Below are 25,852 nucleotides of genomic sequence, written 5' to 3'. Positions count from 1 at the left end.
TCAGGTTTCTTGCTTATTTACCTGGACACATGCCCTCAGCCCGCACCTCCGTTGGTAATAAGGAGTACGAGTACGAGGGCAAGAAGGAGCGTGCCGCGAGCCTGCAGCAAGCCGGCAACCGTCACGAGACGGTTGTTTTCGGCGATGCGGCGATGGCTGTTGCGCTGCGACATGTAACTGACCGTAAACCATGACTTCGCAGGCTGTCAACAGTTTTGTTTATGAAGAATGCTTCTAAGGGATTTTCTGTGATTCAGACGGCTATCCATCCAAATGGAAACATCATTCCAGATGGCGCGTGCGGAGAGAGGCGAGTCCGGTGTGAATCGAATGACGCTCGAGGACAGTACTTAAGGGTATGTTGCAGGTGATTTTCGACTACTGGATCAGGTAGGCATCGTTACGGTCCGTAGCATTGACGGCTGGTGTGAACTCGACGGATTGCTTGTCGAAGAAAGCCAGTATCCATTGCGCGCGCTGATCTGCGTCGGGGTTGGCAGTGCGGCGGTAGATATCGGGCGTGATGTAAACATTTCCGGTCACGTTGGGGATCGTTTGCGTGAATTTCATATCGGGCCCGACGGATTGGCCCGAGCGCCAGGTGTCGTCGCGCGCCTGAACGATGGCGGCATAGTCCCGATACTCGGCAACGAGCCTTGGAAGGATCGCAATCAGGGGAATCGCCAAGGCAAGCAGCAATATCGGACCGGCATATTTGAAATGGCGGCTTGGCCATCGTGCGGCCAGCAGGGTGGCCAACGACCCCAACGCAATAAGGATGTAGTTCTGCCGCAGGGTGTCGTGCCGCTCGCAGCAAGGCGCACCGAAGTTGTAGAACGCGGCAGCCATCGTCAGCATGGCTGTGGCGAGTAATGCCAGTGCCAGGATCAGGCGCATGCGCTGCATGCGCTTGTTGGGCGAACTCCGTCGTGCAGACATTGCCAGGTAAAGACCGACGAGAAAAAGCAGCTTGATCACCAGGCCTTCGGCCAGCCCGATGTATTTGTGACGCAGCGTATCGCCCTTGAGCAGCTCGAACGGCAAATCCTTCGCGACGGCAAGCAGGGTAGCGAACGGATGATGTGCTATCGCGGGATCGCCGATGATTTCGCTGGCCTGCGATACCCGTCCGCTGTACTGGAGGCAGAGAAGCCCTGACGACAGCAGGAAAGGGATGACCATGAGAGTCATTTGCCGCCTGCTTTGCACGCTGCGGCTGATGACGAGTAGCCCGACATAGATGATCGTGAACATCGCGCCGACTTCGGAGCTGGCGGCTGCCGTCATCAGTGCGATGAACGTCCAGCACAGGCCGGTTTTGCTTTCACTCCAGCCGCCCCAGTCGAGTGCAAGCAACAAGGCTGCCGCAGCCAGTGTCGGGAGATAGGCGGCAACACCGTCCGGCCAATAGAAGAACTCGGTGACCGGGTGGCCGAGCAGCAGCATGGCCAGCATCGCGATGGCGGTGAGAAAACCGCGTTTGCCAAGCGAGGGTGGCAACAGCAGGGCGCCCGCCAGAACAAGCCAGAACAGCGCGATAAAAGCACCGATCAGCGGCAATCCGTAGTGGTGAACGGTAACCGCATACAAATAGATCAGCGCCTCGGACAAGGGCCGAGGGCTCCAGTGCCGCAGACGTTCGATGAGGAAATCGCCACCCTGCTGGTGATAGTTGTGCAGGGTAAGAAAATCATCCTGCCAGGTGCCGAGCGGAATCAGTCCGGCGAATGCCAGCACTGTTGCAATGCCGACAAGAATGACAAGTCCGTTGCAGAACTTCATTGAATACATCCATGCATCCGAATCGCGCAAGGTATCAGAAGGGCTTGCATGCACCGCCGCGGTTTTGCGTGACCGGGCGAGCCTTCGAGCAGTTCGATCTGCCGATGTCGTACTAATGGCTTGATAGCCAGGTCCTTAGCGCGGTGTCATTGGCGGACAGCGGTTCGGCACAAGCCGGGCGCGCCAACATCGTGGCGAGTGCGGGTGGCACCGGTAACGACCGCCCGATCAATGGTTCCACCACACTCTCGAACTTGGCCGGATGCGCGGTAGCAATCACAGCCCATGGCGAGCTGTCACCTTCGTCGCGCAGACGATCGAGCCGATGCATTGCAGTGGCAGTGTGCGGGCACAAGACTTCACCGTGCTCGTGTGCATGGGTGGCGATGGTCTGACGGATCGTGGCATCGGCGACGCTGTCGGCGTGCAGCAAGTGGCGCAGGCGATTCTCGTCCGGGAACGTCCAGCGCAGCCGTTCGAAGTTGCTTGGAGCGCCCACGTCCATCGCATTCGCCAGTGTGGCGACGGCTTCACGCGGCGTGTAAACGGCACCGGAAAAATAATCGCGCAGGGTGGCATTGGCATTGCAGGCCAGTCGCACGCTGCCGATCGGCAGGCCCAGTTCGCGCACCCACAGGCAGGCCAGCGCGTTGCCGAGGTTGCCGGTGGGCACGATGAAGTTCAGCGGTGTGCCGTGCTCCCGCCACCAGCTTAGTGCGGCGTGCGCGTAATAGCTCATCTGCGGCAGCAGGCGGCCGAGACTGATGCTGTTGGCCGAAGAGAGCGGCAACTGCGTCTGCAGCGTCGCATCGTTGAGTACCGTCTTGACCATGCGCTGGCAATCGTCGAAGCGGCCGGCTACGCGCAGCGCACTGATGTTGTCGCCGAAGCAGCCGAGCTGGTGTGCTTGCCGTGGCGAGACCAGTCCGTCGGGATACAGGATGACCACGCGTACATTCGGCTGGTGATGGAACGCGGCAGCGACTGCCGCACCCGTATCGCCGGAGGTGGCAACCAGGATCGTCAGTGGTCGTGCATCGTGGCGCGGTAGCCGGCGCAGGCAGGCGGCGAGGAAACGCGCTCCGAAATCCTTGAAGGCTGAAGTGGGACCGTGAAACAGCTCCAGCATCAGTGTGTTCGGATGCGCCGGAAGTGTGCGTAGTGGTGCATCGAAGGTGAATGCCTCGGCGCAGATCGTGGCCAACTCGTCAGCCAGCGGATCGCCGGCAAAGAACGGCGCCAGCAAGGTGGTCGCGGTATCGGCCAGCGAGCCATGGGGATCGAACACGGCAGGATCGATCGATGGCAATGCCTCAGGTACGTACAGGCCTCCATCGGGCGCCAGTCCGGCGGCGATCGCCCGACTGATCGGCACGGTGGGACCGGCGCTGTGGGTGCTGTGATAGCGCAGCGGTTCGACGTCGCTCATGCATCCGCCTCGAGCGAGGGAATCAAGGCGGCGGACGGTCCGTCGATCGGCGATACCCAGGCATCGCTGTCCAGTCCGGCTTCGGCAAAGGCGGCCTGCATCGCGACAGAAGCTGCCTCGGCGTCGCGGCGATTGTCGTACCAGCCGAATACGCTGGGGCCGGCGCCGGAGATGCTGGCACCGAGTGCGTGATGATCCAGCGCGGCCTGCTTTACTCGTGAAAAGTTCGGGATCAGCGGTGCACGGCGCGGTTCTACCAGTACGTCCTTCAGCCCTTCGCGCACCAACGCCGCATCGCCGCGATAGCAGCCGGCCAGCACCAGCGCGAGATTCGTGCTTTGGGCGACAAACTCGCCGAGTTCATAGTGGCCGGCCAGTGCCGCCCGTGCCCTGCGGGTCTCCAGCACCACATGCGGATGCACCAGCGCGCAATGCCACGCGGCCGGTACCTCGATGCGCAACAGACGCTCGTGGGTGGCAAGCACCAGGCCGCCAAGCAGCATCGAGCCAAGGTTGTCGCCATGCCGGCTGCCGCTGGCCACCGCTTCGCCATCCAGCGCGAAGCCGTACAGCGACTCGCGCGGCAGCGGTTGCACCAGCAACGCATTCGCGGCGACCAGTGCCGCCACGCAGGATGCGGCCGAGCCGCCCATGCCCGAACCCAGCGCGATGCCCTTGTGCAGCACCAGCTCGAAACCGTGCTGCAGCCCGAGCGCCTTGCGCAGCGCGAGCAGGGCGACGCCGGCGGTGTTCTGGCGCGGGTCGGTCGGCAGTTCGGTGACGCAGCCGCGGATCGCCGCGATGCGTACCACCGGCTCGTCGATGCGACGTACCTCGGCGCGATCGCCGGCACCGGCCACGCTGTGGCCGAGCAGGTCGAAACCCACGCCGACGTTGCCGACACTGGCGGGTGCGAAGGCGCAGGCGACCTGCGGAAGTTTGGAGCGACGCGGTGAAGCCATGACGGGTTCCAGAAATAAGGTGTTCATGCGCGCACCTCCAGCGAGTCTGCAATGCGCAACAGATCGGTGAACACGCCGGCAGCGGTCACTTCGGGACCGGCGCCGGGGCCTTGCACCGACAGTGGATTGTCGCAGTAACGGCGTGTCGTGAACTGCACGATGTTGTCGGTCAGTCGCGTATGCGCGAACGGATGCTTCGCTGGCAGCACGACCAGCTTGACGCGGGCGCGGCCGTGGCGGTCCAGGCTGGCGACATAGCGCAGCACGCCGCCGAGAGCCCGCGCCTCGGCCAGCCGCGCGGACATCAACGGATCCAATTCGTGCAGTCGCTGCATGCAGGCTTCAAGTGGCAATGCCGCCAGTGCGGGCGGCACCAGACTTTCCACCGCGACTTCCTCCAGCGACAGCGGCCAGCCCGCTTCGCGCGCCAGGATCACCAGCTTGCGCGCCACGTCGAGTCCCGACAGGTCGTCGCGCGGATCAGGCTCGGTGTAGCCCAGCGCATGCGCCTCGCGCACCAGCGCCGAGAATGGCTGCTGGCCATCATGGCGGTTGCACAGCCACGCCAGCGTGCCGGAGAACATGCCTTCAACTGCGAGCAGTTCGTCGCCGGTATCGAGCAGGTCGCGCAGCGTCTGCACTACCGGCAGGCCCGCGCAGACGGTGGCCTCGTAGCGGAAGCGCATGCCGTCGGCGCAGGCGGCGCGGATCGCCTGCCAGCGCGACAGTGCACCGCTGCCGGCCAGCTTGTTCGGCGTCACCACATGGAGGCCATCAGCCAGCCAGCCGGCATAGTGCCCGGCGACGACATCGCTGGCGCTGCAGTCGATCAGCAGCGCGTGGCGGCCATCGTTGCCGCGTACGTGCGCGGCGAATTCATCGAGATTGCCAGGCCGCCAGATCTGCGCGCGCTCGCCGTGACGGTCGCGGCCGGCATGGTTGAGTTCGGGATCGTCGCAGTCCAGCCACATCCGCCGGCTGGCGGCGACGCCGCTCAGCTGCAGCTCCAGCCCGGTCTCGCGCAGCAAGCGTGGCTGGGCGGCGCGCAGTTGGGCGAGCAGTGCGCTGCCGACGCGGCCGGGTCCGATCAGGCCGACCGCCAGCACGCGCCGGCGCCGCGCAGTCGGCACGGCGAAGCTGGACGAAGGTAGCGGGGCGGCAAGTTGGGGTGCACAGACATTCACGATGACCTCCTGTGAGGCCCGTGCTCGCTGGCGGATCGGCTTGTGCTGTGAGAGTGCACCGGCCCGCCTCATCGAGGGCGGGGCCGTTGCGTAGTGAAGAACCTATTCGCGCACGGACACCCACCCCGACCGAGTCGTGGTGGTAGTCGTAATCGTGGTGGCGATGGAACGAGCGTTGACGCCCGCCGGCAACAGCAGATGCCCGGTGGAAACCGGGGCAGCGTGCATACGTGCTGACATGGAAAGCGGCGACATGGCACCGACCTTAGAGCGATTGCTGCACTGCGGTCAACAGGTTCATTTGCAACTTTTCGCTATAAGCGTGTCTGCACCGGTCAATCCGTGACCTGCGCGATGAAGATCACCGACGCCGGTTTGCGTGTCAGCGGATTCAACGGCTCGTGCATCTCCAGCAGGCGCAGTCCGTGCTCCGGGAAAAGCCCGATCCAGCTTTGCAGCGTCCTGAAATACCACGGAGCAGGATCGCTGAAGTCCTCATGGAATCCGGCCCACGACCCGGGTCGCCAACCGTCTTCGTAAGGATGATCGCCGCATGCGATGAGCGGGTGCAGCGTCTGTACCAGCAGGCTGCCTTGCGGCTTGAGCAGCGAACGGATGACACCGAACAGGCCCGCCACGGATGCATGACCGAGCAGCGAGAAATTGCAGACGACGGCATCGACAGACAGCGTGAGCCGGCCTGCAATCACATCTTCATAGGAGGCCACACGAAAGTCGCCACCACCGGCCTGCCGCGCCTGTTCGATCAGCGCGGGAACGGCATCGATGCCGACTACCGAGATGCCGGTGGCAGCAAGTGCGCGGGCCAGCCAGCCCTCACCGCAACCGACATCGAGTACCGATCGCGGTGAGCAGCTGAGGACGGCATCGATGATCGCCTGATCGGTCACCAGTCGGCGGCTCTCGATCTGCCGTTCACGCACGGCGGTGATCCATGGAGCAGCATTTCTGCCCCATGAATCGACGATCTTCGCCTCGCTGAGTGGATCGATGCTCATCCGCGCTCTCGTCGGCCCGGGTTTGTGCGTGGCAGCTTCCGCGAAGCTGCCTGCGCATCATGCAGCCAGATTCAGCGCATGATCCCGGTATGGCCCAGCGAATAGCGCCCGGGCTGCGGCCAGACCGCCAGCCCGTGCGGCTCCGCGCCGACCTTGATCGATCTGACCGCACCGGTGGTGGTGTTGAACGCATAGACGACATCATCGAAGCGGCCCGACAGCCACAGCAATTTACCGTCGGCGCTGACATTGCCCATGTCCGGGCTGCCGCCGTGCGGAATCGGCCAGTTCGCCACGACCTTGCGCGTGGCGAAGTCGATCACCGACACGCTGCCCTTGCCGTGGCGCGGTCCGTGGATGCGGTTGGATCCACGATTGGCGACATACAGTTTCGTGCCATCCCGGCTCGGATACATTCCGTGCGTGCCGACGCCGGTCGGGACGAAGCCGATCTTGCTGAAGCTGTCGCCGTCGATCAGGAACACGCCGTCGGCCATCATGTCGGCGACATAGAACACCTTGCCGTCGGGCGAGACGCGGATGTCCTGCGGCATGCCCTTCTTGTCGAGCAGCAGATAGCCAACCACCTTGCGCTTGACCATGTCGATCTTGGCCAGCTTGCCGCCGAATTCGCAGGTGAAGATCGCGTACCGGCCATCGATCGAGAAATCGGCGTGATTGATGCCCTTGCACTCAGGCACCTGCAGGCTGTTATGCAGGGCCATCGTATGCGCATCGCGGAAGTCCAGCCGCGCACGCGATTCCGCCACCACGATCGCTTCCTTGCCGTCCGGCGTGAAATACATGTTGTAGGGATCGTCGACCGCGACCGCCTTGCCCGGCTTGCCGGTCTTTGGATCGATCGGAGTGAGGCTGCCGTCGTTGTGGCCCTCGGCGTTATTGGTCACCCACAGCGTCTGCAGATCCCATGCCGGAACCACGTGCTGCGGACTCTGGCCGACGGGGAACGTGTCGACCACCTTGAACGTCGCCGGATCGATCACGGATACGCTGTTCGAACGCAGGTTCGGCACATAGATTCGCGGCAGGGCACTGACCACCGCCGGACTGAAGTGATTGACGCCGGCCTCGCTGTACATGTTGCTGGCGTTCACTACAGCGGGCATGCCGGCTACGGTAGCGACCGGCTGCGCGGCAGCGGCGATGGAGGCCGCACAGAGGCCTGCCAGGGCGGCGCCCACACAAGAGGCGATCCGGAAAAAATGATGGGAACGTGGAGTCATGATGATCTTCGTTTCAAATGATGGGAATGGGGGTGGATCGAAGGCTGGCGGTTGCATTATCGCCCAGCGGTGTCCTTCTTGAGCGCATCGACGGTTCGCGACACGATGGCATCGATACCCAGCCGACCGAGTTCGGCGCTGGAACGGCGCGGGTCACCGCCATAGACGCCGTCTGCTGCGCCGAGCTTCGAGCTGGTGCGCAGCCGATCCAGCCTGACCATTTGCGGAGCCACCGCAAGTTGCAGGGAGGTATCGGCGAGTCCCGCATGCGTGCCGATCTCGTCATCGCGAAAGCCATGCTGGCGCAGGATCTGTGCGTAGCCATCCGAGCTGGCAGCGTAGTATTCCGGTGGCACGAAGGCTCGCGTCGCCGAGCCGGCCCAGCTCTTGTTGAGATGGGCAACCACATGCTGGATATCCTTCTGGTAGCCACCGTGATCGCCCAGAAAGACGATGTTGCGGAAGCCGTGCACCGCAAAGCTGTTGGCAGCGGACTCCAGCATTTTCTCGAACACGTCGTCCGGGATGGTGATGGTGCCGGGAAAGCGCATGTGCGATGTCGGCGGCGCGTAGCTGCCTTCCGGCACATACGCGATCACCGGCGCCACGAGTGCATTGCCGAGCCCTTCGGCAATCCGTTGTGACAGCCACGCCACGCGCGCGTTGTGCTTGCCCAGTGCGACATCCGGACCGCTCTGCTCGGTCGCACCGATCGGAATGATGATGGTGGTCTTGCCGGCCTGGATCTGGTCGCGCAGCTCGGTCCAGGTCAGGTCCTGCAGCAGCACGGTTCTTGGTGTCTGCGCGAATGTCGTCTGCGCGGCGATGAAAAAAATGACGGCCGCGAAAACGGGCCGCAGTGAATGACGCATCATGAACAGTCCTTGCAGGTAGACGTCGCCGAGTGCTGGCGGAAAGGGCGCGGGTAGTTCAGCACATCATTGCCGTTTGCGTGTCGATTAACTACCTGCAGCGCGCATGTCGGTCAGCTGCTGTAATGGCGCTACCTGTATTTGTCGCAAGGTTTGCCATGGGCCACGGGGCGAGAGCAGCTTGGTTCTAGAAATCACAGGGCGTTGCATGACCACCGCAGGTCGTATACCTGCAGTGGTCATGTCGATCATGCTGAAGTCGGATGACTTCCAACATCAAAACGGCACGCCTTCGAGTTGCCTCATGCGACCGCTGGCAATGTCACGCTTCGCCTTTTCGAGTCGCTCGGGTGTGTCCATCACGAACGGGCCGGAGAACAGCACGTCGCCCTGCACCGGCTGACCGCCGAGTTTGAGCAGCTGGCTGGCAAGGATCAGCCTTCCCTATAGCGCAATGCCTCCACCAGCAGCGAAAACGCCGGCGAGTGCTGGCGCCTGCTCGGGTAGTAGAGGTGATAGCCGGGAAATGGCGGACACCAGTCACACAGCAGGCGCTGCAACCTGCCTGCCGCGATATCCGCCAGCACGATGTCTTCCGGCAGACAGGCGAGGCCGAAGCCATCGAGCGCCGCCGTACGGATCTGCTGGCTGTTGTTGAAGGCCAGCCGACCCTCCACGCGGACGTTCAGCGCGTGGCCGTCCTGTTCGAACTCCCACGCGTAGAGTCCGCCATGGGTAAGGAAACGGATATTGATGCAATCGTGCCCGGTGAGATCGCGCGGGGTATGCACGGGCGGTCGTGCAGCGAGGTAGTCGGGCGCGCCGACGACGGCCATCCGCATCGGCGCCCCGATCGGTGTGGCGATCATGTCCTTGGCCACCTGCTCGCCGAGACGGATGCCTGCATCGAAGCGCCCGGCGACGATGTCGGTCAAGGTGGAGTCACTGATCACCTCGACGCGGATGTCCGGGTATTCCGGCAAGAGCCTGCGCAGTGCCGGCCAGAGGATCGTCGTGGCGGCGTGCTCGCCGGTGGTGATGCGCAGCGTGCCGCTGGGCTTGTCGCGCAGCTCGCTCAGGCTCGCTACGGCTGCGTCGATGTCGCCGAAATTGGGAGCCAGCTCCCGGAACAGGCGCTCGCCCGCTTCGGTGGGGGCGACATGGCGCGTGGTGCGGGTGAGCAGGCGCAGGCCGAGGCGGGCCTCCAGCCCGCGGATGGTATGGCTGAGTGCCGATTGCGACACACCCAACTGCGCGGCGGCGCGGGTAAAGCTGCGTTCGCGCGCCACCGCCAGGAAGGCCAGCAGATCGTTGTAGTTCTCGCGGGGCATGGGCGGACCCGGCTTATTAATGAGCTCAGATCATAAAAGCATTCGTATTGCAGCGGCTAATCAAGCCAAACATCCACGCGCAAACTACCTGCTTCCCGATCCTTGGCAGGAGCAACCTCATGCAAACGCGCGTACTAGGCCATAGCGGCCTCAACGTTTCCGCCCTCGGCTTCGGCTGCATGGGCCTCAACTTCGGCTACGGCCCCGGCCCGGGCAAGCAGGAAGCCATTCAACTCATTCGCGCGGCATTCGACGCCGGCGTGACCTTCTTCGACACCGCCGAGGCCTATGGTCCGTTCACCAACGAGGAACTGGTCGGCGAGGCGCTCGCCCCGATCCGCGACAAGGTGGTCATTGCTACCAAGTTCGGGTTCAAGGATGGCGATTCGAAGACTGGCATGGACAGCCGGCCGGAACGCATCCGCGTCGTCGCCGAAGCCGCGCTCAAGCGTCTGCGGACCGATCGCATCGATCTGTTCTACCAGCATCGCGTCGATCCGAACGTGCCGATGGAAGACGTGGGGGGCACGGTCAAGGAGTTGATCGCGGAAGGCAAGGTCAAGCACTTCGGCCTGTCGGAAGCGAGCGCGCAATCAATCCGTCGCGCGCATGCGGTGCAACCGGTCGCCGCGCTGCAAAGCGAGTATTCGCTGTGGTGGCGAGAACCCGAGCAGGAAGTGCTGCCGACATGCGAGGTGCTGGGCATCGGCTTCGTCCCGTTCAGCCCGCTCGGCAAGGGCTTCCTCACGGGCAAGATCGATGCAACCACCGCGTTCGCCAAGGACGACTTCCGCAACATCGTGCCGCGCTTCTCGCCGGAGGCGCGCCAGGCCAACCAGACGCTGGTCGATCTGCTCGGCAGGATCGCTGCCGCCAGGCAGGCGACACCCGCGCAGATCGCGCTGGCTTGGCTGCTCGCGCAGAAGCCATGGATCGTGCCGATTCCGGGCACCACCAAACTGCATCGTCTGCAGGAAAACATCGGTGCCGCCGCGATCGATTTGAGCAAGGGCGAACTGCGCCAGATCGAAGACGCCGTGGCGCAGATTCAGGTGCAGGGCGATCGCTATCCAGCTCATCTCGCCGCACGCGCGGGCAAGTAAACAAACAGGATCAACGAGGCAACCCGATGGCAATCACCGAAGTCGCGCAGCGCAATCACGATGAACTGTTTCCCAACCACGTTTCGACGCTGAAGGTCAGCGACCCCGAGCTGATCGAGATCTTCGACAACTGGGCGTTCGATGAAGTGATCGAAGCCACGGGGATGGATGTCCGTTTGCGCCTGATGATTCAACTGGCGGCGTTGATCGCCTGCCAGGCGGTGAACGAATACCGCATCATGCTGGGCGCCGCGCTCAACGTCGGCGTGACGCCGGTCGAGGCCAGGGAAATCCTCTATCAGGCGCTGCCTTACGTGGGCATGGCCAGGGCGTTCGATTTCCTGCATGCCACCAACGAGGTGTTCCGCAGTCGCGCCATCGCGTTGCCGCTGCCGGAGCAATCGACCACGACGGCACAGACGCGGTTCGAAAAAGGGTTGGCAGTACAGAAGCAGATATTTGGCGATCGCATCGACGCGATGGTCGCGCAGTCGCCAAAGGATCAGCTGCACATCCAGCGCTTTCTTTCCGCGAATTGCTTCGGTGACTACTACACGCGCAACGGCCTGGACTTGCAGACACGTGAACTGCTGACGTTCGCGATCCTTGCGTCACTCGGCGGTTGCGAACCGCAGCTGGCCGGTCACGTCGCGGGGAACCTCGCCGTCGGCAACGATCGCCAGGTACTCATCGCCGCCATCACGCAGCTTTTGCCCTTCATCGGTTATCCACGCACATTGAATGCGACAAGGGTGATCAACGAGGGCACGTCAGCGTAAGCCCCATGCCGTCATCCCCGCGAAAGCGGGGATCCAGTGCCTTGGCATTTCATGAGCTGGAAGACACTGGATTCCCGCTTTCGCGGGAATGACGGCGGAGAGTCCCCGTAATGACGAGAGCCGAGGCGTTGTGCGTCGTTCTGCATACTTTTTCCGTCCATTCATCAAGAGCATTCACCATGGAAATCATCCGCAACGGCTCACAGCCCTCCGTCGCCGGACCAGCCGAGTACTTCACCGGCAGGGTCCGCATCGATTCGCCGTTCAAGGGCATCGGTGGCGCGAACGTGTCCGGCGGCATCGTGACCTTCGAGCCGGGCGCGCGCAGCGCCTGGCACACGCATCCGCTGGGGCAGGTGCTGATCGTCACCGCAGGCAAGGGCTGGACCCAGTGCGAAGGTGGCCCGATCATGGAGATCAGCGCCGGCGACATCGTCTGTTGCCCGTCGAATCATCGGCACTGGCACGGCGCCACGCCGACCACCGCGATGACCCACATCGCCGTCCAGGAGGCGAAGGACGGCAAGGTGGTCGAGTGGATGGAGAAGGTGATCGACGAGGAATATCTTGCAGGACCGGCATCCTGACCCCATTCCATCAATCCCCAGCAAGGAAAACGTCATGACCACCAAAGCCTACGGCGCACATGCCGCCGACAAGCCGCTGCAATCCATCGACATCGAACGCCGCGCGCCCGGTCCGCAAGACGTGCAGATCGATATTGCCTATTGCGGTGTCTGCCATTCCGACCTGCATACGGTGCGCTCCGAGTGGGGTGGCACGTTGTATCCCTGCGTACCCGGCCACGAGATCGTTGGCCACGTCAGCGCGGTGGGCAATGAGGTGACCGGTTTCAAGGTCGGCGACACCGTGGGCGTGGGCTGTCTGGTCGGCAGTTGCCAGCATTGCGCGGCCTGCGACGAGGGCTTGGAGCAGTACTGCGAGAACGGTTTCGTCGGTACCTACAACGGCCCGACCGCGGATGCGCCCGGGCACACACTGGGCGGTTATTCGCAGCGCATCGTGGTCGATAAAAAGTTCGTGCTGAAAATCCGCCATCCCGAATCGCAGCTCGCCGCAGTCGCGCCGCTGCTGTGCGCGGGCATCACTACCTATTCGCCACTGCGGCACTGGAAGGTTGGCCCCGGTAGCAAGGTCGGCGTGGTTGGCATCGGCGGCTTGGGCCATATGGGCGTGAAGCTTGCGCACGCGATGGGCGCACATGTGGTGGCCTTCACCACGTCGGACAGCAAACGCCAGGCGGCGCTGGACCTCGGCGCGAACGAAGTGGTGGTTTCGCGCAACGCTGACGAAATGAAGGTGCACGCCAGCAGCTTCGACTTCATCCTCAACACCGTGGCCGCGAGCCATTCGCTGGATGCCTTCACCGGGCTGCTCAAGCGCAACGGCACGCTGGTGCTGGTCGGCGTGCCGGAGCATCCGCATCCGTCGCCGAGCGTGGCCAACCTGATCTTCAAGCGCCGGGCGATCGCCGGCTCGCTGATCGGCGGCATCGCCGAAACGCAGGAGATGCTGGATTTCTGCGCCGAGAAGGGCATCGTCTCCGACATCGAGATGATCCCGGCACAGAAGATCGACGAGGCCTATGACCGCATGGTGAAGGGTGACGTGAAGTACCGCTTCGTCATCGACAATGCGTCGCTGGCCAAGTGAGTGGATCGCCGTGCGCTGAATGACTTCGGCGTACGGAGTGAACTGCAGATCCTGTTTGAACTCCACGATGGACAGCTGAGTGCTGTCTTCAAGAAAGAGTAGAGAGCTTCCGCCTCCGTTTGCCGAGTTGAGCAAGCGGGGTTGGAATGCGTCGACTCCGTGTCACGGATGAAGCTTATTGCCGCGAAGCTTGAACTAGCCCATGTATGGCCGTTCTCCCGCAAATAGAACGCTGCGCGCATAGGTCCGCCATGTCTCTGGTGTGCGATCACCAAGCAGATACGCGCCGGCGATGAAAGCTTGGGCACGCAGCATGAACGGTACGCCATCCAGCGAATGCTCTGCGGCCATTGCATTGCCGTTACGGGACAGCGCCAGGAAGCGCTGCAGCTTTGCAACGATGCCGGGTGAGTCGTACTCCTTTTCAATATTGTCGAGCACGGTAGCGATGGCCGGATCGTCGGCATTGTCACCCTCGGCCAGAGCAAGCCATACGGTCTGCTCGTCGACTCCTTCGCTGGCAGGAAGTCTGGTGGCGCGTGCACGCAACTCGGCAGAGGCGCCTCGTGAGCCAGCCGCCAGCCGCAGTACCCGCGAGGCCATGGGCGTATTGGCCGCTGCGGCTACGGCTTCATCGATGTGCCCGTTGGCCAGGAGGCCAAGTGAGCGATAGGAACCCTCTGGCAGCGGCGCACCAGGTTCGAGCAGCATCAGGTTGTGCACGATGGGGGATATTCGCGCGAATTCAGCTTGCCTCTGCAATGCGGCGGCCGGATCGGTCAGGCGCAAGAGGCGAAGCACCTGGAGTGCGTCTACCGGGCGCAGCGCCAGATTCTTCGACATCGCGATCTGGTAGTCGGCCAGCGCAGCTGGGTAGTTTGCGTGCTCGCTGTCGACAGTTGCCGCGGCGTTCGCGAACCAGGCGGAGTCTGGCCAGCGCTGGAGCCCCTCCTCAAACTTCTGATCGCGTTCAGGACCGGGCTGCATGCAACGCGTCACCAGATAGGCCAGGTCAGGCTGCGTCGGCGCTGCGTCGGCCCGCGCACGATCACGCGCGCAGACCGCATCATGTGCGGCCCCTTTCGCCATGTCCTGCTCGACGCGCATGACGATGACATCATTCGGAAAGTGTGCCCGCCTCGCCGCGAGTGCATCGCTGAAGTCGGGAAGCGAACTTGCCAGTCCCAGCCAGCTCAGCAGATAAGGCGAGTCCGGTGCATCGAAGCGCACATGGGCCAGGAGCATGGTCGCAGCAGCCTGCTTGTCCTGGACCTGGCTCATGATGAACTCGGGCATATCGTTGTCGGCAGCGTCGAGTACGGTCAGCGTACCGCCACCACTCTTGCTCTCGATGCGTTCCGGCGGCGGGCTGAAAATGTATTGCGCCCAGACTGCCTGCCAGCGCTTTGGCATCAGCACGTGTGGTGCCGCCGGCGCCACGTTGCCGTAGGTTGCCGTCCACTGCCGCAGTGGGCTGGCCGCAGCAACGTTGTACACCAGCTGGGTGTCGGCACGGCTGATGGGTGCGATGAAATCTTCGATCGGCTGCTCGTCGCTCGCCTGTGTGACGACCCGAATGTCGCCACTGTCACTCACCGAAACGTCCGCATGCGAATGCGGCTGCAAGCTCACGCGATGGCCATCCACCGTTGCAACGACTGCGCGTGCCAGGCCGTTGTACACGGTGATCGTGGTACGTCCCACACTCCAGCCAAGCGCGAGTACCGATCCGACGATGGTGACGGCAACTGCGGCACGGGCAAGACCCGGGAAGAAGCCACTGGCCGTCTGGAACTTGTGCCAGAAGTCAGGCTTGTCGTGGCGGCCGCGCTCACTGCCCGGCGCCAGGGTGTGATAACTCTCGGGAACCCAAGGTGCCGTGCTCGGCGCATCTTGCGGTGGCAGGCCACGGGTCGCGGCGGCGACGGTGGCCTCGGTCAGCAGCAGCTCATCGAGCGCGGTGCGCCGCAATGCCGACAGCCATCCAGTGGCGTGATTGATCCATTTGTCTATAAGGCGCAGCCATTCGTTGATATTGGCGCGGGCAGGGGTGTTGAGGCCGTACGCGCCGAGCGCCGCCGGCCAGCTGTCCTTGCCCAGTTCGGCGAGAATCTTCGCTCCCGGATGCACACTGGCTGCCTGGCTGAATACCTGAGTCAATGCGCGATGGATATCGTTCGCACTTGCCAGAATGTTGCGAGCTCCACGCTCATCGATGCTGCCGCGCGCGGTTGCCCGCTGCCAGGCGCGCGCGAGTCCAGCCTGCGCATCCCGTACGTTTGCCTCGGCGTGATCGGCGTAATGGAGCAATCGCAGCAAGCCCAGCAAATACGCCTGCCATGCAGGCGAGAGCTTTGCCGCTGCGGCCAGATGAAGGCTGCGTGCATTCTTGAGAATGGCTTCCAGACCGGAGCGCGTTGCGGCGCGTTCCTTGTCGACCGATGCAATGGCGGCAGGCAATTCGCTACGCTTGAGTATCCTGCCGCGGTAGCGGATGACGCCGTCCGGCGCGTCATAAACACGGTCACGCAGCGAGCACAGCAGCGCATGTTCCCGTTCGAGCGAACGCAGGCGTTCGAGCTCCTCACCAAGGTTCTGCGGATACAGCATGTCCAGCTGCAGCGGCCCCGTGACCAAGGCGCGTTCATACAATTCCTCGGCGCGTGCCGACTGACGCACGGCGGAGAGTCCGAGATAGATGCCCCGGTAGTACGACTTCAGGTGTTCGCGACCGAACTGCTCCTCCAGCTTTCTCAGCGTTTCGGTCGGCTCGGCAAGGGCATGCTCGGTCTTGCCGACCAGCTCGCGGGTCATCCTCTCGCGCAGGTTCTGGACATCATCAAATACCACCCAGGCACTGCGCTCGTCCGCCGGTGCAGCAAGGTACATACGCTTGGCGTTCTTCTCCCGCTCGTGGTTCATGGGATGGGTTGACCACATCCGCGGCGGCTGCGCGAGTGCATCTTCGAAAACGCGGAACGCAGCGCCACCTTCGACCGGCACCTGAGGACGATGGCCGTAGTCGGGGTCGTTGTAAACCAGGCACAGACGGTCCGCCAGCGCCTGCTGCACGGTAAATGCGTCGCGGGGAGGACTGTGCGCAGCCACTTCGCCACGCAGGAAGTTCATGGTCCGGTCCCACGCGTCATCGGCGATCTGCAGACGGTGCAGCGCATGCACCAGCGCGTCACTTCCGGTGAGCGAGACGGCGACCAGATCCGCCTGCATTTCCATCTCACGCGAAAGCGCACGCTGGGCGATCACAACCAGCCGGAACACGGCGTCGACCACGGCGCGAAGGGCCCAGATCACCAACCCAAGCAGCCAGCCGACCCAGGCGATGCGGAAGTCCATCCTCGACAGTTGTCGCAGGAATGTATCCAGCGCATCACGCCTGCCGACGATATGCGCGGCAATCTGCTGGGTCGTGTAGACCCAGCGACCCACCGCCATCGAGCGTTGCGCGAAGTGGCCGAATTCGTGGGCGCAGACGGCCTTGAACTCGCCGAGATTCAGCATGTTCACCAGGCCCAGGCCAATTTCCAGATTCTTGCGCGACGGAAACAGCAGGTTGAGCAATGACAGGTCGTAGAACACCGCGGCATTGACGCGGCCGCTGACGTAGACCTTGTGCGGCCGCGGCGCGCCCGCCTCATCGGCAATTCGTTCGAGAAAGGCGAACAGGCGTGGTTGCTCCGCGCGCGCAAGTTCGATGCCGCCGTTCTGTCCGCCCTTCTTGATGAAGAACAGCGCCTTGATCAGGAAAAACGCCAGGAACAGGCTGCTCGCACCAACCATGATGTCGAGAAAGCCGCCTCCGGCAGCGAGCTTCATCAGCTCGCTGATCCCGGTCAACACAAACCAGGCCGTCAGCGCAAAGTAGAGCAGGATGAAGAACAGCAGGCCGCCGACGGCAAGCCATGCGTGGCGCCGATAAGATGGGCCCGGACGCGTGAAAGCGGCCGGCACCTCGGCAGGTCCGGCGGGATAGATCGTTTCCATATTGTTGTTCGCTGCTGGCGTGAGCACGCGCGACGGCAGTAGCCGTCGCCCCCTTACAACCCCTGTCATCCATTTTGCAGGTGGGGCATGTAATGCCCTACCGCATCCATACATAGCGAATTATGGGAAATTTATATAGGGGGTCAGGCCACCCGCCCAGGCAGACACGATGCCAAATCGGTACTCGCTCAGTGCGTAGTGTGCCGCGTCGCGATCACGTATGGTGCAGGGGCTGGCTTGCCGTATCAGAACAATTTCCTTCAGGACACGCACGATGGCCGACTCGGTGGATTATCTCGTTGTGGGTGCCGGCCCGGCCGGTTGCGCGGTAGCTGCACGACTGGCCGCGGCCCGGCCCGACCTGACCGTCGCCATCCTCGAGACCGGACCGGAGCGCACGCCACTGCGCTCGAAAGTGCCGCTGGGCATCGCTGGCCTGGTGGGCCTGAAAGGCTCCGCGAATTACGCCTACACTACGACACCGCAGGCGGGGTTGCAGGGGCGCCAGGGTTTCCAGCCGCGCGGGCGCGGCGTCGGTGGTTCCAGCCTGATCAACGCGATGATCTACATGCGCGGCCAGCCGCAGGATTACGACGGTTGGGCGGCGCTGGGTTGTCACGGCTGGGGCTGGAACGATGTGCTGCCGTATTTCAAGCGCAGCGAGGACAACGCGCGCGGCGCATCGGCACTGCATGGCGTCGGCGGTCCGTTGCGGGTCGAGGATCTGCGCGAGCGGAATCCGGCGACCCAGTCCCTGATCGATGCTGCCGTTCAAGCTGGCTTTCCGCGCAACGACGATTTCAACGGCGCGGTGCAGGAAGGTGTCGGCGCCTATCAGGTCTTCCAGAAAGCCGGCCGCCGTTTCAACGCCGCCGAAGCCTATCTTGGTGCGGCCGGCGCGCGGCCAGCCAATCTGCAGGTGATCGCCAACGCCCAGGTTCGGCGTGTCCGCTTCGACGGTAAGCACGCCACCGGCGTGGTCTATCGCAAGGGCGGTGTCGAGCATTCGCTGAGCGCACGCTGCGAGGTCATCCTTTCGGCCGGTGCGTTTGGTTCGCCGCAACTATTGATGGCTTCAGGCGTGGGGCCGGCCGAACACCTGCGCGAGCACGGCATCGATGTCATCGCGGATCGCGCACAGGTCGGGCAGAACCTGCAGGATCATGTCGACTACACCTTGAACGTGCGCGCCAGGGCGCCGGGCCTGTTCGGCATCACCCTGCCGGTGCTGTACCAGGGCATGATGAGCATGCGCGCGTGGAGTCGCGACGGGCGCGGCATGCTGACCACGAACGTGGCCGAGGCCGGTGGCTTCCTCAAGAGCGATCCCTCGCTCGACCGGCCGGACCTGCAATTGCACTTCTGCATCGGCATCGTCGACGACCATAACCGCAAGCTTCACCTGGGCTCGGGCTATTCGATCCACGTCTGCGTGTTGCGTCCGCACAGCCGCGGCCAGGTTCGCCTGGCCAGCGCCGACCTGAGCAAGGCACCGCTGATCGATCCGAATTTCCTCAGCGATCCGCGCGATCTCGACACCCTGGTTGCCGGCACCAGGATCAGCCAGCGCATCATGGCCGCACCCGCACTGACCAGCTGGAACGGACGCACGATCTACGGCACGGGGCGTGATGACGACGAGACCCTGCGCCAGCTCATCCGCGCCCACGCCGACACGATCTATCACCCGGTCGGCACCTGTCGCATGGGCGACGATGCGGACTCCGTGGTCGATCCGTCGCTGCGCGTGCGCGGTGTCGAAGGTCTGCGCGTAGTCGATGCCTCGATCATGCCACGCGTGATCAGCGGTAACACCCAGGCGCCTTGCGCGATGATCGGCGAGAAGGCGGCCGACATGATTCTTGCGGTGGTCGCACCAGCTACTAGGTGAGCTATGCCTGCTGTGGGTCGCAAACGGACTTCGCGAGGTTGCTGCCTGACCGTCCGCTGCGCACTGGCCGCTCGCGGCCAACACCGGCCGGTCAACTACCTCAGATGCATGGCCCAAAGCGGCCGTTCAAAATGGCTGGTGGATGATGTCTTGGAATTCCTCGCATGCGTCCCCGACTGAATGACATGGGTCGCCGTTCGGACGATGGCACAGGTCGTTGTTTGTTCAGTCTGCCGCGTTTTCCATCACGCGTTTCATCGCTGCGAGACCCGCTTCAATCATCTGGGCGACGGCCGATGCGGCTTCGTGTGGAAGCAGATCAGCGATCCATACACCACGCGTACCGTGTTCGACCGGAAATACTTGGAACGACGTACTGTAGTGCGACATCTCGGTACCTTCTGCACTCCACGCGATGCGGCACCGGTTGTCATCGACATCGATGATCAGCTCTCGCACAACCATGCCGTTGCCGAAGGTTACTATCCGCGCATCTCCCTCCACGATCGTATTTACGACGAACCCGGGAACAAGGCGCGTATGCAGAGCCCCAATGTCGCGCGCGGCACTCCACACCTGCTCTGGCGGGACGTTGATGAGTACTTCGCGATGAATGGAGGCCATGCTCAGTACTCCTCGCTGAAGCACACGGCTTCGACGTTGTTGCCATCAGGGTCGAACAGGAAGGCAGCGTAGTAGCTGGGACTGTATTCGCTGCGCAGGCCAGGTTTGCCATTGTCGCGGCCACCCGCCTTGATTCCTTCAACATGGAAGCGATCAACAGCGTCGTGATTCGAGGCACGTAGCGCGATGTGGCCCCCACTGGGTTTCACTTCGGCCGCTTCGTAAAGCCACAACGCCGGGGCATTCACAGGGCCAAAGCCGCTGCCCGAACTGTCCACCACGTATCCCAGTGGTGCAAGGGCGGCTGCGTAGAACGTTGAGCTGGCTTTGAGGTTTTTCACCTTTACACCGACGTGGTCGAACATGGGTACTCTCCGAAAGGATGAGCCTCCATAGTGACGGCGTCTGTCGAATCAGACTTGGAGAATCTTGCGTTCGCCTCGTGCAAAACGCCGGAAGCGGCGCGGCGACATACCTACGGCGCGCTGGAAGGTGCGGATGAAGTTGGATAGATCGTTAAAGCCCGCTTCCAGCGCCACATCGGTGACGGATCGCTCAGCGTCGACCAGCAAATGCGAGGCGCGTCGCAGACGTGCGCGCACGAGATACTGATGCGGCGTCACGCCCAAGGTGTTAGCGAAGACGCGTAGAAAGTGGTAAGGGCTGAGACCGGCTTCACGTGCAACGATGTCGAGACTGATGATCTGGTCTGCATTGGCCTCGATCCATAGCGCCGCTTCGATCGCACGGTGGCGTTGGCGTGCGTTGACAGGCTGATGACTACGGGTCGTATCCGCGACGACGTTGACGAAGCGTCGAGTGATCGCGACGGCGACTTCGTCGATGCCGATATCGCTACAGCCTTCGGCTGCGGCCCATGCGAGCTCCCCGAGCACCATCAATCCAGGCAAGGGTGGGAGGCCACCCGCGCGCCATGCCTTCTTGCTGTCACCAACCTGTTCCACGAATTCCGGTGAGAGTTGAAACGAAAGGCATTCGTCGCCACCGCAGTGGTGATCGTGTGTGCACCGGTATTCATCTCCCGTGTGACCCACCAGCACCGAACCAGGGATGAACTCGAAAAATCGGCCAAGTGAGTGACAGCCGAAGCTGCCTTTGCGTACGTAGGAAATAGAATGGGTTAAGAATTGCTCGTCAACCAGCTTGTCGCCAGCCGCAGCAGTACAGCGGTAGTCGAACACCGCCAAGTCACGGTTTTGGTACAGCGTTTCGATCTGCATAACGATGAGGAAACCTGGCGTGAGTCAAACTCGCAGCCCTTTCACTTGGCTACTCTATCTGATTGACGGCTTCTACTGCCCGTAATGTGCGATGAGTCTGGCCATCCAGAAAGAAGCCGTTCGCGACGGGCTGCAACGGGTCGAAAGCGGACACTCCCACCCATGCTTATGTCGCCCTCAATGCGACAGATCAATCGCATAAGTCGCCGTGCCATCGCCATGATCTTTCAACTGACGGATGTCGTCGAGGCCCGCTTTCTGCGCCAGCGCCTGCTTGTCGCTGGCACTCTTGAACACCACCTGGCCATGCGTCTTCAACCGTGCGAACTTCCATGAAGTCGGTTCGAGATCCTTCGCGCTGACCGTCCGATGCTGCTCCAGCCATTTCGCCAAAATCTCGCGGGTGCCGTCCGGGGCGGACAGCACGATGTTCTTGCCGTCGAGGCCGGGGAAGTTGCCGCCGCCGCTGGCGCGGTAGTTGTTGGTGACGACGATGAAGGGCTGGTTCGGAGTGACCCGCTTGCCGTGATACGTCAGCGAGGTGATGCGCTGGCCGATCGGCTTCGACACGTCGATGACGTAGTGGACGCCACCCTGGATCTGGTCGAAGTTGAAGCCGGGGTAGTGGTCGTTGATCAGTGCTTGTTCATCGGTCTTGCTTGGGTCGATGCGGTTGAAGCGTTCGGCGGATTTCTCCAGCCATGCCTTGAGGCTGTTGCCGTCGATCTTCACTGCGGCCAGCGTGTTCGGATAGAAGTACAGGTCGGCGGCGCTGCGCAGGGTGAGTGGGCCGGGCGCCACGTCGGTGTAGTCGTCGGGGCCACCGAAGCCAGTGCGGAAGGCGGCGGCGGATGACAGTACCGGCACGTTCGCCAGTTCCGGGTGCAGCCGCGGCAGTTCGCTGCGCACGTAGTCGGCCTGCGCCGCGTTGACCGCGGCCAGCGCGGTCATGTTGCCTTCGTCGGCGAAGTAGCTGCTCATGCGCAGCGTGCTGTTGCCGATCGGCGTGTTGACGTAGGCGATCGCCGCTTCGTGCGCCTGCTGCACCAGCGGCGCGATCTCGGGATCGACCGGCACGCACTGGTTCTTCTGCGCGCAGATCGGCCGTACTTCGCTGTGCGTATTGTCGAGGTCGACTACCCAGCGGCCGTTCTGGCGATTCAGCACCAGCTTGATCACGCCCAGATCCTTGCCGAAGAAACCGCCCATCACCGCGGGCACGGTGCGCACGAAGCCGAGCCGGGCATCGACGTCCTTCATGCCGGCGTAATGCGGACCGGGGAACTCGGTATGCGAATGACCGAGCAGCAGCACGTCGATGCCTTTCACCCCGGCCAGATACCAGCCGCCGTTTTCCATCTGCGGCGTGTACGGCGCGGTGTCGAGGCCGCCGTGGAGGATCGCCACGATCAGGTCGGGATGCTGCGCTTCGAGTTCCGGCAGGTATTTCTGCGCCGCCTCGACCACGCCGCTGACGGTGACCTTGCCGGCCAGATTCTGCTTGTCCCATTGCATGATCGGCGGCGGCGTGAAACCGATGATACCGATCTTCAGCGGCACGCTGACCTTGCTGCCGTCCGCCGTATACGCCTCGATGGTTTTCGTGACCACCGCCCACGGTTTGAAAATGGGCGAGCCGTCGCGCGCGCTGGCGACGTTGGACAACACCAGCGGAAAGTGCGGACCGGCGCAGCGATCGCTATGCCCGCCATCGACATTCATCGGCGTGCCGGTGACCTGCGACAGGAAGCCCAGGCCGTAGTTGAATTCATGGTTGCCGGCGGTGCCGCCGTCGTAGCCGAGCGCGTCCATCGCCTTGTAGATTGCCAGCTCCTGGTCGCAGCCAACCGGCTTCACCAGCGCCTGGTAGTCGGCCAGCACGCTGCCCTGGATGGTATCGCCGCTGTCGAACAGGAAAGTGTTGGGAAACTCCGTGCGGGCGCGGCGGATCAGCGTGGCGGTGCGCTCGTAGCCCAGCGAGTCGTCCGGCTTTAGCTTGTAGTAGTCGTAGCTCAGCACGTTCGAATGGATGTCGGTGGTTTCCAGGATTGCCACGTTCGCGCGCGCGCCATCCTGCAGCAGCGGGTTCGGCTTGACGGCGTGGCTGGCGCAACCGGCGAGCAAGGCGGCAGCAAGGGCGGCGAGGGGAAGGTGACGTGGTGACATGGCGGTTCCGTGGGGCGCGTGCGGGTTCAGACCGTAAAAACTAACAGATCGGGATGACCCTTTGCCTTGTATCGAACGCTGAGCAATACCCAACGCCGGTGGAACGGCATACCGGGCAAACCGCCTGTTGCCGGTGCAAGACCGTAAGATGGTGCACTGGTGACATACCAAGTCCTTACAGGGGGACTTTCAACTGATGCGTCGAATTTCTTTGCATGTCACGCGCGCCCGTGTGGTGTCGTTGTGTGCGCTGGTCTTTTTTGCCGGCTGCCTCGCCCTCACCGCGCTGCGTGAACCCGAGCCGATGCAGCAAGGCTTCATTGCGGGCCTGATGGTGTCCACGGTCATCGTGCTGCTGTTCGTGTTCGCGCGAGTGGCCACGGCACTGGTGGTCGGCGGCGGCCTGTTCGTCGCGCTGCGCTTCATTTCCGAGTTGAAGCAGCGCTATCTCGAATCGCAGCTGATGCCGTCGGACTTCATCTATTACGCCAGCACCAGCCTGGTCGATACGCTGAGGCATTACCCGCATCTGTATGCACTGGGGATCGGCATCTGTGTGGTGGTGCCGCCACTGCTGTATCTGGTGTGGCGCTGGGACTGGCGCGTGCTGCGCGGTCTGCGGCGCTGGCCGGCGTTGGGCGTGCGGCTCGGCGGCATCGCGTTTGGCGTGTTCGCGTTCTGGCTGTGCATGCTGCCCACCGGCCCGTTTGCGCAGATGCACTCGCGCAATGTGTGGGAGAAGCTGTCCGACGACGCACAGCTGACCAACTTCTTCGTCAATTTCCGCGACTCCGCGGTGACGTTGCCGGCGATGGCGAGTGACGCCGTCGCCGAGCAGCAGTGGGGATCGACCGCGGCAGGCGAGCCGGGCACGGCGCATCCGCCGTATCCGGACATCGTGCAGGTGCTGGAGGAAAGCACCTTCGATCCATCCAACTACACCGTTTGCACCGTGCCGGCCTGCCACCTGGCGATGTTCCAGACCGATGCGCGCACCCGTGGCACCGGCGTGCTGCGCACGCATACTTTTGGCGGCGGCACCTGGGTCAGCGAGTTCGCCACGCTGACCGGCATGCCGCAGGACATCTTCGGTCCCGGCGGCATGTACGCGCCATTCGTGCTGGCGCCGCATGTGCATGATGCGCTGGCACTGCAGCTGCGCCGGCTCGGTTATCTCACCATCGCGATCTACCCGACCGATGGTGCCTTCATCAATGGCCGCAACGCCTATACGGCGTACGGCTTCGATCATCTGTACGACGTCAACGAGCTCGGCCTGGAAGAGTGGGAGGAGACCGACAAGCAGATGTTCGACGCGGCCAAGCGCGTCTACGACAAGGTGAAGAAGCCGGGCCAGCCGGTGTTCGTGATGATCCTGACGATCAACCAGCACGGGCCGCACGACGATCCGATGTCGACCCTGCCGGTGCCGTTCCAGAATCTGCTGCACGGCCTGAAGGCTACGCCGGCGCTCAACTTCGACACCTACCTTGCGCGCCTGCACGATTCGGATGTGGCGATGAGCGGGCTGGAACGCGATTTCCTCGATCGCGAACAGCCGACCGTGCTGGTGCATTTCGGTGACCACCAGCCGTCGTTCGACGGGTTGATCCGCGGCCTGCAGCGCAGCGTGCCTGCACCACTGCAGCCGTACCGCGACTACCTCACCTATTACATGATCAAGAGCAACTTCGCCGGCCCGACGTTGCCGAGCTATCCGATGCTCGACATCGCGTTTCTGCCCGGCATGGTGCTGCAGGCCGCCGGCCTGCCGAGAGATCCGTACTTCTCCGCGGAGAGCGGGCTGCGCACGCGCTGCAACGGCCTCTACGACGACTGCGCGATCCCCGGCCTGATCGACTCCTACCATGCATGGACCTTCGGGCGGCTGCACGTTTATCAGTGATCGGCGCATGGGTGCATGGACGGCAAGGATGCCCTCCTGCGAGCGAGTGTCAGACAGGGGCAGTTTCTGTCGTCATCCGGCGACAGCCGGATCGCAAGATCGCACGATGGCTTCATGGCTTGATGCACGTGCTTCAAGCTGCCGTGAGTATTTCAGCGGCATGTGAGCGCATCGCACCAGCATGGTCTTGCGAATCAGATCGCCGTTGCGGTCAGGCTCGTACTGGCAAGTGTCTTGCTTGATGACTGTCATGAACGACATCACCACCGACATGCCCATGCTCACCGAAGTCACCGCGAAAAATCAGCAGGCACTGACTGCCGCCAACGAAGCAAGCCTGGAACAGAAGATGGCCGATCTCGGCCTCTCGAACGACACCAAGCGGTTTCTGCGCAACCTGCGTCTCGCCGAGAAACAGCTCAACGATGCCTTCAACACGGCGCGTCAGGGCGGCGAGCTGGAAGAGCGGGTCAGTCAGGTCTATCACGATCTGTACGGAGCGGGTTGCGCACGGTCAGCTTCGCGCTAGAGCGATCGTCTGAATAACTCGTCATCCCAGCGAATGCTGGAGGCGCTTCACAACAGCGAAGCTGGTCATCCAGTGCCTTTGCAAAGCACTTGAAGACGCTGGGTTCCAGCTTGA

Annotated in this window: 22 protein-coding genes; 7 read left to right on the top strand and 15 right to left on the bottom strand. The window is 62.9% G+C overall.

Annotated elements, in window-relative coordinates:
• Positions 1–35 precede the first annotated feature (35 nt).
• The 9 genes from B0E51_RS19420 to B0E51_RS01430 all read right to left on the bottom strand — a co-directional run bounded on the left by B0E51_RS19420 (position 36) and on the right by B0E51_RS01430 (position 9,823).
• On the bottom strand, positions 36–173 hold the full coding sequence (locus tag B0E51_RS19420; RefSeq protein ID WP_168172550.1) for a hypothetical protein: 138 nt from the start codon (positions 171–173) through the stop codon (positions 36–38).
• A 205-nt stretch (positions 174–378) separates the two neighbouring features.
• Positions 379–1,782: a hypothetical protein gene (locus B0E51_RS01470; RefSeq protein ID WP_143525753.1), complete on the bottom strand. Its 1,404-nt coding sequence runs from the start codon at positions 1,780–1,782 to the stop codon at positions 379–381.
• A 112-nt stretch (positions 1,783–1,894) separates the two neighbouring features.
• Entirely contained in the window at positions 1,895–3,211 is a 1,317-nt protein-coding gene (thrC, locus tag B0E51_RS01465; RefSeq protein ID WP_077443040.1) for a threonine synthase, read from the bottom strand.
• Positions 3,208–4,200, bottom strand: coding sequence for a homoserine kinase (locus B0E51_RS01460; RefSeq protein ID WP_077443039.1), 993 nt, complete (start codon positions 4,198–4,200; stop codon positions 3,208–3,210). The genes thrC and B0E51_RS01460 overlap by 4 nt, the downstream gene beginning before the upstream one ends.
• Positions 4,197–5,357 carry a homoserine dehydrogenase gene (locus B0E51_RS01455; protein ID WP_254424356.1) on the bottom strand — a complete coding sequence of 387 codons (1,161 nt, stop codon included), beginning with the start codon at positions 5,355–5,357 and terminating at the stop codon, positions 4,197–4,199. Before B0E51_RS01455 ends, B0E51_RS01460 begins: the two co-directional genes overlap by 4 nt.
• Positions 5,358–5,692: 335 nt before the next feature.
• Complete coding sequence (locus tag B0E51_RS01450; protein ID WP_217333050.1) at positions 5,693–6,376, bottom strand: class I SAM-dependent methyltransferase; 684 nt, start codon at positions 6,374–6,376, stop codon at positions 5,693–5,695.
• 71 nt (positions 6,377–6,447) lie between these two features.
• The gene (locus B0E51_RS01445; protein WP_077443280.1) at positions 6,448–7,620 is read right to left on the bottom strand and encodes a YncE family protein; all 1,173 of its coding nucleotides are present in this window, start codon (positions 7,618–7,620) and stop codon (positions 6,448–6,450) included.
• 56 nt (positions 7,621–7,676) lie between these two features.
• The gene (locus B0E51_RS01440) at positions 7,677–8,495 is read right to left on the bottom strand and encodes a creatininase family protein (RefSeq protein ID WP_254424355.1); all 819 of its coding nucleotides are present in this window, start codon (positions 8,493–8,495) and stop codon (positions 7,677–7,679) included.
• A gap of 431 nt (positions 8,496–8,926) precedes the next feature.
• Complete coding sequence (locus B0E51_RS01430) at positions 8,927–9,823, bottom strand: LysR family transcriptional regulator (RefSeq protein ID WP_077443035.1); 897 nt, start codon at positions 9,821–9,823, stop codon at positions 8,927–8,929.
• Between the two features lie 119 nt (positions 9,824–9,942).
• Here B0E51_RS01430 and B0E51_RS01425 point away from each other — a divergent pair, with 119 nt between their 5' ends.
• The 4 genes from B0E51_RS01425 (at position 9,943) to B0E51_RS01410 (ending at position 13,379) form a co-directional block, all read left to right on the top strand.
• Positions 9,943–10,926: an aldo/keto reductase gene (locus tag B0E51_RS01425; RefSeq protein WP_077443034.1), complete on the top strand. Its 984-nt coding sequence runs from the start codon at positions 9,943–9,945 to the stop codon at positions 10,924–10,926.
• A 26-nt stretch (positions 10,927–10,952) separates the two neighbouring features.
• A complete protein-coding gene (locus B0E51_RS01420; protein WP_077443033.1) occupies positions 10,953–11,705 on the top strand; it encodes a carboxymuconolactone decarboxylase family protein in 753 nt (250 codons plus the stop codon).
• A 179-nt stretch (positions 11,706–11,884) separates the two neighbouring features.
• Positions 11,885–12,292, top strand: a complete 408-nt coding sequence (locus B0E51_RS01415) for a cupin domain-containing protein (RefSeq protein WP_143525752.1) — start codon at positions 11,885–11,887, stop codon at positions 12,290–12,292.
• A 34-nt stretch (positions 12,293–12,326) separates the two neighbouring features.
• Positions 12,327–13,379 (top strand): NAD(P)-dependent alcohol dehydrogenase, encoded by a 1,053-nt coding sequence (locus tag B0E51_RS01410; protein ID WP_077443031.1) that lies wholly within the window; start codon positions 12,327–12,329, stop codon positions 13,377–13,379.
• Positions 13,380–13,574: 195 nt separating this feature from the next.
• On the opposite strand, the gene B0E51_RS01405 is transcribed toward B0E51_RS01410, so the two are convergent.
• Positions 13,575–17,381 carry a M48 family metallopeptidase gene (locus B0E51_RS01405; RefSeq protein ID WP_077443030.1) on the bottom strand — a complete coding sequence of 1,269 codons (3,807 nt, stop codon included), beginning with the start codon at positions 17,379–17,381 and terminating at the stop codon, positions 13,575–13,577.
• 274 nt (positions 17,382–17,655) lie between these two features.
• On the opposite strand from B0E51_RS01405, the gene B0E51_RS01400 reads away from it, so the two are divergent.
• Positions 17,656–19,272 (top strand): GMC family oxidoreductase N-terminal domain-containing protein, encoded by a 1,617-nt coding sequence (locus tag B0E51_RS01400; RefSeq protein WP_077443029.1) that lies wholly within the window; start codon positions 17,656–17,658, stop codon positions 19,270–19,272.
• A 225-nt stretch (positions 19,273–19,497) separates the two neighbouring features.
• Here the strand turns inward: B0E51_RS01400 and B0E51_RS01395 are convergent, their stop codons facing one another.
• From B0E51_RS01395 to B0E51_RS01380, 4 genes are all read right to left on the bottom strand, one after another.
• Positions 19,498–19,896, bottom strand: coding sequence for an SRPBCC family protein (locus B0E51_RS01395; protein WP_077443028.1), 399 nt, complete (start codon positions 19,894–19,896; stop codon positions 19,498–19,500).
• A gap of 2 nt (positions 19,897–19,898) precedes the next feature.
• Positions 19,899–20,261, bottom strand: a complete 363-nt coding sequence (locus B0E51_RS01390) for a VOC family protein (protein ID WP_077443027.1) — start codon at positions 20,259–20,261, stop codon at positions 19,899–19,901.
• Between the two features lie 48 nt (positions 20,262–20,309).
• Positions 20,310–21,137 carry an AraC family transcriptional regulator gene (locus B0E51_RS01385; RefSeq protein WP_077443026.1) on the bottom strand — a complete coding sequence of 276 codons (828 nt, stop codon included), beginning with the start codon at positions 21,135–21,137 and terminating at the stop codon, positions 20,310–20,312.
• A gap of 177 nt (positions 21,138–21,314) precedes the next feature.
• On the bottom strand, positions 21,315–23,303 hold the full coding sequence (locus tag B0E51_RS01380; protein ID WP_077443025.1) for a bifunctional 2',3'-cyclic-nucleotide 2'-phosphodiesterase/3'-nucleotidase: 1,989 nt from the start codon (positions 23,301–23,303) through the stop codon (positions 21,315–21,317).
• A gap of 196 nt (positions 23,304–23,499) precedes the next feature.
• Between B0E51_RS01380 and B0E51_RS01375 the strand changes: the two genes are divergently transcribed.
• A complete protein-coding gene (locus tag B0E51_RS01375) occupies positions 23,500–25,209 on the top strand; it encodes a sulfatase-like hydrolase/transferase (RefSeq protein ID WP_168172548.1) in 1,710 nt (569 codons plus the stop codon).
• 72 nt (positions 25,210–25,281) lie between these two features.
• Here the strand turns inward: B0E51_RS01375 and B0E51_RS01370 are convergent, their stop codons facing one another.
• The gene (locus B0E51_RS01370) at positions 25,282–25,461 is read right to left on the bottom strand and encodes a hypothetical protein (RefSeq protein ID WP_143525751.1); all 180 of its coding nucleotides are present in this window, start codon (positions 25,459–25,461) and stop codon (positions 25,282–25,284) included.
• On the opposite strand from B0E51_RS01370, the gene B0E51_RS19705 reads away from it, so the two are divergent.
• Complete coding sequence (locus B0E51_RS19705) at positions 25,460–25,738, top strand: hypothetical protein (protein WP_254424354.1); 279 nt, start codon at positions 25,460–25,462, stop codon at positions 25,736–25,738. The genes B0E51_RS01370 and B0E51_RS19705 overlap by 2 nt on opposite strands.
• Positions 25,739–25,852 lie beyond the last annotated feature (114 nt).

This window comes from Rhodanobacter sp. C05 (assembly GCF_002001165.1).
GTDB lineage: Bacteria > Pseudomonadota > Gammaproteobacteria > Xanthomonadales > Rhodanobacteraceae > Rhodanobacter.
The sequence above is the reverse complement of the archived record's forward strand: the minus strand, read 5'-3'. Positions and strand labels throughout refer to the sequence as shown.

Coding starts and splice junctions, on each gene's coding strand:
- B0E51_RS19705 (WP_254424354.1), top strand. CDS start 25,460: ATGAACGACATCACCACCGACATGCCCATGCTCACCGAAGTCACCGCG.
- thrC (WP_077443040.1), bottom strand. CDS start 3,211: ATGAGCGACGTCGAACCGCTGCGCTATCACAGCACCCACAGCGCCGGT.
- B0E51_RS01415 (WP_143525752.1), top strand. CDS start 11,885: ATGGAAATCATCCGCAACGGCTCACAGCCCTCCGTCGCCGGACCAGCC.
- B0E51_RS01410 (WP_077443031.1), top strand. CDS start 12,327: ATGACCACCAAAGCCTACGGCGCACATGCCGCCGACAAGCCGCTGCAA.
- B0E51_RS01375 (WP_168172548.1), top strand. CDS start 23,500: ATGCGTCGAATTTCTTTGCATGTCACGCGCGCCCGTGTGGTGTCGTTG.
- B0E51_RS01430 (WP_077443035.1), bottom strand. CDS start 9,823: ATGCCCCGCGAGAACTACAACGATCTGCTGGCCTTCCTGGCGGTGGCG.
- B0E51_RS01390 (WP_077443027.1), bottom strand. CDS start 20,261: ATGTTCGACCACGTCGGTGTAAAGGTGAAAAACCTCAAAGCCAGCTCA.
- B0E51_RS01460 (WP_077443039.1), bottom strand. CDS start 4,200: ATGAACACCTTATTTCTGGAACCCGTCATGGCTTCACCGCGTCGCTCC.
- B0E51_RS01420 (WP_077443033.1), top strand. CDS start 10,953: ATGGCAATCACCGAAGTCGCGCAGCGCAATCACGATGAACTGTTTCCC.
- B0E51_RS01445 (WP_077443280.1), bottom strand. CDS start 7,620: ATGACTCCACGTTCCCATCATTTTTTCCGGATCGCCTCTTGTGTGGGC.
- B0E51_RS01380 (WP_077443025.1), bottom strand. CDS start 23,303: ATGTCACCACGTCACCTTCCCCTCGCCGCCCTTGCTGCCGCCTTGCTC.
- B0E51_RS01450 (WP_217333050.1), bottom strand. CDS start 6,376: ATGAGCATCGATCCACTCAGCGAGGCGAAGATCGTCGATTCATGGGGC.
- B0E51_RS01385 (WP_077443026.1), bottom strand. CDS start 21,137: ATGCAGATCGAAACGCTGTACCAAAACCGTGACTTGGCGGTGTTCGAC.
- B0E51_RS19420 (WP_168172550.1), bottom strand. CDS start 173: ATGTCGCAGCGCAACAGCCATCGCCGCATCGCCGAAAACAACCGTCTC.
- B0E51_RS01395 (WP_077443028.1), bottom strand. CDS start 19,896: ATGGCCTCCATTCATCGCGAAGTACTCATCAACGTCCCGCCAGAGCAG.
- B0E51_RS01425 (WP_077443034.1), top strand. CDS start 9,943: ATGCAAACGCGCGTACTAGGCCATAGCGGCCTCAACGTTTCCGCCCTC.
- B0E51_RS01405 (WP_077443030.1), bottom strand. CDS start 17,381: ATGGAAACGATCTATCCCGCCGGACCTGCCGAGGTGCCGGCCGCTTTC.
- B0E51_RS01440 (WP_254424355.1), bottom strand. CDS start 8,495: ATGATGCGTCATTCACTGCGGCCCGTTTTCGCGGCCGTCATTTTTTTC.
- B0E51_RS01400 (WP_077443029.1), top strand. CDS start 17,656: ATGGCCGACTCGGTGGATTATCTCGTTGTGGGTGCCGGCCCGGCCGGT.
- B0E51_RS01370 (WP_143525751.1), bottom strand. CDS start 25,461: ATGACAGTCATCAAGCAAGACACTTGCCAGTACGAGCCTGACCGCAAC.
- B0E51_RS01470 (WP_143525753.1), bottom strand. CDS start 1,782: ATGAAGTTCTGCAACGGACTTGTCATTCTTGTCGGCATTGCAACAGTG.